At 37.4% G+C, this 6451-nt stretch carries 6 protein-coding genes; 4 read left to right on the top strand and 2 right to left on the bottom strand.

Annotated elements, in window-relative coordinates:
• A partial coding sequence (locus ACIQ2X_RS12540) for a hypothetical protein (RefSeq protein WP_396179259.1) occupies positions 1-2193 on the bottom strand: 2193 nt, incomplete at its 3' end.
• A gap of 749 nt (positions 2194-2942) precedes the next feature.
• Between ACIQ2X_RS12540 and ACIQ2X_RS12545 the strand changes: the two genes are divergently transcribed.
• The 4 genes from ACIQ2X_RS12545 (at position 2943) to ACIQ2X_RS12560 (ending at position 5951) form a co-directional block, all read left to right on the top strand.
• On the top strand, positions 2943-3374 hold the full coding sequence (locus ACIQ2X_RS12545; protein WP_396179260.1) for a thioredoxin family protein: 432 nt from the start codon (positions 2943-2945) through the stop codon (positions 3372-3374).
• 7 nt (positions 3375-3381) lie between these two features.
• Complete coding sequence (locus tag ACIQ2X_RS12550; RefSeq protein WP_396179261.1) at positions 3382-4305, top strand: FAD:protein FMN transferase; 924 nt, start codon at positions 3382-3384, stop codon at positions 4303-4305.
• A gap of 17 nt (positions 4306-4322) precedes the next feature.
• Positions 4323-4532 (top strand): DUF4266 domain-containing protein, encoded by a 210-nt coding sequence (locus ACIQ2X_RS12555; RefSeq protein ID WP_396179264.1) that lies wholly within the window; start codon positions 4323-4325, stop codon positions 4530-4532.
• Between the two features lie 237 nt (positions 4533-4769).
• On the top strand, positions 4770-5951 hold the full coding sequence (locus ACIQ2X_RS12560; protein WP_396179262.1) for a DUF3570 domain-containing protein: 1182 nt from the start codon (positions 4770-4772) through the stop codon (positions 5949-5951).
• A gap of 209 nt (positions 5952-6160) precedes the next feature.
• Here ACIQ2X_RS12560 and ACIQ2X_RS12565 read toward each other — a convergent pair.
• The coding region (locus ACIQ2X_RS12565; protein WP_396179263.1) for a hypothetical protein at positions 6161-6451 on the bottom strand (291 nt) is incomplete at its 5' end.

A 6451-nucleotide genomic window follows, 5' to 3' on the forward strand; every position in this document is an offset into this window, starting at 1 on the left:
ATTATCTGAAACTCCCGTCAATGGTGCAGTTAGTATTCTCCAAGCACGGTTGGCAGGAATGTAACGTTCAGTGGTTACTTTTCCGTTTAAGGTCCATCCAGAAGCATTTGCAACACTTGCTGTGCCATCAATATTTGATTTCAACTCAAAAACTACATTATTTGAAGCACCATCAAAATCAATAGTTGCGCCAGCACCTGAAAAGCTGATTGAAGACACTGAGTTTACAGAGGCATTCGAGGTAAATGTTTTTGAACCTGCTTCGGAAAATTCAATATTATTGTAAGCCAATCCTGCGATATTTTGGGAAGATGCACCATTAAATGTAATAGTACTTGGAGCGATACCCGTAGCAGTTGTTACAACAAAATTTCCAGCAATACTAGACGCTCCTCCAAATGTTTTTGTGCCTGAATTTAAAAAGGATAAATTGTTGTAAGTTCCTCCTATTACTGCTTGATCGATTCCACTGTATTGAACGGTTCCGCCAAAAGTTTTGGTAGTTCGGTTGTCTGTTAGTGTTTCTTTGATATCTAATACAGATGCACTTCCAACAGTCAATGACGTATTTATTGTAAAGGAATTTCCAACGGTAACGACACCTCCTGATGTTCGATCAAGGTTTAAATTACCCAAGGCATTGGTTGATCCTGGAACTGATTGGTCGAAATTTATTGTCCCTAAAGTACCCGTTCCTAAAATAGTAAGCGTAGATGAGGCAGAGCCACGAATAAAACCAGGTGTTGTAATGTTATTATTGTATGTTGAACTATTATCTGTTGCACCAAGATTTAATGTTCTACCATTTAAGTCAAGAATACTGTTCACTCCTTGAATTTCTATGGCATTCTGTGCGTTTACTCCAATACAAGTTAAATCAGATTGCAAACGCACTCTTCCGCCCGTCTTGTTAATTCGGACAAAAGGAATATCGAAAATTCCGTTTCCTTGAATATCTTGGACGTTGCCACCACTAAAAAAGACGGCTCTACTATTTGCATTAAAAGTTCCGTTATCAATAATATTTCCTTGAATATCTAAATCTCCACCAATAGTTCCCGAAAGTGATAACGTAGCTCCAGTATTGATGGAAAGGTTTCCAGAAACATTAAGTGTCTTGTTGGTTTGATCCATATTTAACGTACCTCCCACAATATTGACATTTGCAACCGTTGACGTTCCATAACCTGAGCCGCCACTTCCAAAAAATAATGTCCCCGCTCCAACAGTAAGTGTGCCGCCAATGTTCCAATTGCCTCCTGCATTTGAACGTGCTATTTGTTGTCCTGTACTGTTCATTGTAAAATCCCAAACGGATATGGGACCAAATGTATTATTGGTTGCACCAAGAGGTTGCGTGAACGAATTTCTGCTAAAAGGCCCTGTAGCAGCTCCGTTGTTCGTATTAGAAACCGTAAAATAACGTACAATGCCATTACTGTTGCCATTTACATTATTTCCATTATAATTTTCAATTGGAACTTGGGCATACATTCCGTTATTATAAGATACGTAACCTAACCAGTTGAAACTGGATGGCCTGATTCCACTATTGATTGACCCTAATAAACGGCTCCAAGAAATTCTAAACTCTCTTCGATCATTGCCTCCACTTCCATCACCTGCATTATTTGAAGAATATTGTCCATTTGTATTTCCCGTATAATCATTAGTACCGCTGCCACTGATACCGTCATTTCCACCTCCGAGAGAGAACCATCCATTACTACCATCTCGTCTGAAAAGTTCACGATAACCACTGTGGCAATAAATGGCTATATCGGCTCTAAAAGGCAGGTTAGGCCTTGTAGTATATCCATCATAATTTAAACCGACTAAGGTTCCGTTCGCATTTGATCCGCCATTAACCGGAATTGAAGGATCCACGTCAAGGTAAATCGTAACGGGCTCTGTTTCATTGGCATTTTGTAAAAAAACAAACAAGTCGGTATCGTTCCAAGTAAGGTACCATGTCGATGATCCTGTGACCAAATTATTTACATTTCCCGTTCCATATTCATTTGCACCAAGCGTTGCATTAACTGTAGGTGTATGAAACTGGGATTGTGCATTGGCAAAAACAAACAGCAATGCAGCAAGAAGCCAACTTTCTTTGCGTTTATTGATCCAATCAGTACCAAAAATAGCATTTGTGCATTTTCCAGAAGTAGCATTAAGTAGCGCTTTTTTCATATATGTAAAATTTGATTTATTAGCGGTCATATATGGTATCCCCTTTTTATTTAGTGGTGTTTATCTCACAATAGTATAGTTTTCATCGGTGTTCGATGATTATTCAATTGTTTGCACAAACTTGCCTTTAAGGGCGATTTCATATATAGATATTTATCGTTTTTTATTGGTGTCCCGATAGCTGTCGGGAGTAATTGCATCGCATTTCGGTTATGCTCATTTCATAACTTTCAATTTTTTAATTCATTTATGTCCGGTCACACTAGTTTTCATTTTCAAAGGACAAAGTTTAACCCTTATTTGAAACTTGCAACGACCAATCTGATTTCATTTTTAGTATACAATCAACTTTATCCCTAATTTTTGCGATTTCTCCAAAAAATTTAACCTAAACTTATTGTATCGAACAAGACATTTTGTCAAAGTTATTCGTATTTAACTTAAAAAAAAATTGCAAAAGCATACTATAACGTTTTCGTGTTGATAATTAGCAACAATAATGCTTAAAAATTATTTTAAATTAAAAAAAATGGATTGATTTCAACACAATTAATTTTTACAATCAAATTCAGAACGTTGTACTTACTTCAAAAACTACCTTTTTTTATTGCTACTCTTTTCTTTTTTTCTTCTAAAAAACATTTGAGACGTATAACTAATATTAAGCAACTCTTAAGTTAAGTTACACGCTACAAAGTAACAACTTTCCGTTCTTTGTTATAGAAATAATTACTTAAAAACTACTTGAAATGAAAACGTTAGCTCTTTTATTGTTTTTTATAATTCCGATCCAATGGGAACCCAATTTTGAACAAGCCAAAAAAATAGCGAAAGAAAAAAATGAATTAATCTTGCTCAATTTTTCGGGTTCGGATTGGTGTGTGCCGTGTATTGGCTTTCGCCAAGAATTTTTGGATACACCCGCTTTCATGGATTTTGCGAAGGGAAATTTAGTTTTAGTAAATGCCGATTTTCCACGGAAAAAGAAGAATTCGGGAACCTCAGAACAAGTCAAAAACAATGAAATCTTAGCCGAAAAATACAATCCAAACGGTATTTTTCCGCTGACGTTGCTGATTGATTCCGAGGGGAAAGTGGTCCAAATCTGGCAAGGAAAACCAAAAGTTTCGGTCGAAAAATGGGTGGAAGAACTTCAAACCATTTGCCAATCCCGTAAATAAAATCGATATGCAACAGTTTTCGAAATCGCTGCAACTCATGGGAAACCGCTTTACGATTACGGTTGTGGCGGATGACAAAGATTTTGCCAACGAAAATATTCAAGCTGCAATTACCGAAATTCAACGGATTGAAACGCTTTTTACTACTTACCGTCCCGAAAGTCAAACCAATCGCATCAATGATAACGCTGGAATGGAGCCCGTGAAAGTTGATGCCGAAGTTTTCAATTTGATTGAGAGAAGTATGCATATTTCTACCATCACGCAAGGTGCTTTCGACCTTTCATATGGAAGTATTGACAAAAGTTTGTGGAATTTTGACCAAAAAATGACCCGTCTTCCTAGTGCAGAAACCGCTTTGAAAATGGTGCATTTGATTGATTATAGAAACATCATTTTGGACGCCGAAAACCAAACGGTTTTTTTAAGAGAAAAAGGAATGCGAATTGGTTTTGGAGGCATCGGAAAAGGATATGCTGCTGAAATGGCGAAAAAAATACTCGTCAAAAACCAGGTGCAAAGTGGCATCATCAACGCCAGTGGCGATTTAACGGCGTGGGGATTTCAACCCAACGGAAAACCCTGGACCATTGGGATTGCCAATCCGGATGCGCCAAATAACGCCTATTCGTATTTGGAAATATCCGAAAAAGCAATTGCTACTTCGGGAAATTACGAAAAATACGTAACGATAAATGGCAAGAAGTATTCGCATACGATTGACCCGAAAACGGGTTTGCCTATTACAGGAATCAAGAGTGTGACCGTGATTGCTAACAATGCCGAGTTTGCCGATGCGATGGCAACACCGATTGCCGTGATGGGGATTAAAAACGGACTTTTTTTAGTGAATCAAATTCCGAATTTACACTGCATCATCATAGACGATTTTAATAAAATATACACCTCCAAAAACATCAACTTATTATGAAGAAAAGAATAAAAATAATGCCTTCACTAATTTTTGCTTTGGTTCTTGCAACGGTTGTTACTTCTTGTACGTCCGTTAAATCGTACCAAAAAAGCAAAATAAACGATTCGGAAATGGCTTTGGCTAATCGGAAAATCCAGAAAACGGAGAACAGTTTTCAAACCTACCGCGAAGGTGCTTCGGGAGCGAGTGGCGGAAAAACGGGCGGCGGTTGCGGTTGCAACTAATTTTAAACCAATTACGAAACAAGCTGTTTTGTGTAAAAAAAATAAATTTCTGATTTAAAAAAAAGTTCTGGCTCCGCGGGTTCCTTCGCGTTAGGGACGGCAGTGGAGCTCTTTTTAGTGGTGGTTTTTTTTTAAACCGCTACTAAAAAAGCGGGAACGTACGGCCCGACCCGACCTCTTTCGGGAGGGGAACGCCCAAAATGAATTCTATAATGCCTTTGAAATAGCGATAAAAAGATGAAACGAATACTTATAAGTGGTTATGCTTTGCTCAGTTTGATGCAACTTTCCGCTCAAAATACGCTAAAAGATTCTTCCAATTACAAAAGTACGAAGTTGAAAATAGACGAAATCAATTTGGTTTCGAGTTATTATCAGCAGGATGGAAACAATGCTTCGGTAACGGGTGGAATTGGCACCCAAAAATTGACGGACATTTCCAATACGATTGATGTCAAACTTTTTAAATACGACAAAGCGGGCATCAAGCACAATTGGGATATTGAAGCGGGCGTGGATCATTACAGTTCGGCCTCGTCGGATATGATTGATTTGCAAGCCAACACTTCGGCATCTTCTTCCGACAATCGCTTTTATCCCTCCGTGACTTATACCCGCGAAAATGAGGAAAAAGGAAAATCGCTGACGTTTGGGTTGTCGTCTTCTTTTGAATACGATTACCAATCGTATGGCGGAATTGTGGGATATTCCAAACAAACGAAAAGTAAAAATGGCGAATTTGTAGCCCGATTTCAAACGTTTTTGGATCAAGTAACGCTGGTTTTACCCACCGAACTTCGTGGTCCTGGAGCGCCAAGTGGGTCAGAAGCGAGAAATACATTTGCAGGTTCGTTGGGGTATTCGCAAGTTGTAAATAAAAATTTTCAGTTGTTGTTTCTCGTCGATATCGTGCAGCAAAGTGGTTATTTGAGTTTGCCTTTTCACCGGGTGTATTTTAGTGATGGAACGGTTCATCAGGAAAATTTACCGAGTAGCAGAGTCAAAATACCGGTTTCGGTACGGGGGAGTTATTTTCTGGGCGACAATATTATTTTTAGGGGTTACTACCGTTACTACTCGGACGATTGGAACCTTAGCGCTCACACTTTTGATTTGGAAATGCCTGTGAAATTGTCGCCGTTTTTGTCGGTGAGTCCGTTTTATCGGTATTACAGTCAGCAAGGAGCAAAATATTTTAAAGGTTTCGAAGAACATACGGACGCTTCTGAATTTTATACCAGCAACTACGATTTATCGACATTTAACAGTCATTTTCTGGGAGCCGGAATTAAATTTACACCACTCAAAGGTGTTTTTGGGATCAAACACCTCAACACGTTGGAAGTGCGGTACGGCCATTATAGCAGAACAACGCCGTTGACTTCGAATATTATTAGTTTGAATTTGAAATACAAATAAATGTTAGAATCCTACTTTAGGGTGGGGTTTGGGTTTTTGATTTTTTTAAAGGGTATTTGTGAAGGATTTTTTGGTTAAAATTTTTATGAATTGGGAGGTTTGGAAGTTTTGCCGACTCTAATTTCGGTCAATACATTGATTTAAAGAGGATAAAAAATTTAAATTATGGATTGACCAGAAATTCTTAAACTTACTGTAAAGCAAGGAATTTAATTTATCTTATTTAAAATATATTCATAAATTTTAGAAGTAATTTTCATCATTCCTTCGTCCATTTTTTCAGAATGGTAAATTGCGTCAAAAACTACTTCATCGTAGGTAGCAGTGAAAATAATTGAATCTTTTTGTATTTTTATATTTAACGGAACAGATATTTTGAATTTTAAATTAAAACCATATTTATCAAAATCTTTATTAGTTAAAGTAACTTCGGTATTATCAGTAGAGTTGAATAAAGTGTTTTCTAATTTGATTGCTTTGTTAGAATTCTTTTTTTCAAT

Source organism: Flavobacterium sp. (assembly GCF_044368625.1).
Classification (GTDB): Bacteria; Bacteroidota; Bacteroidia; order Flavobacteriales; family Flavobacteriaceae; genus Flavobacterium.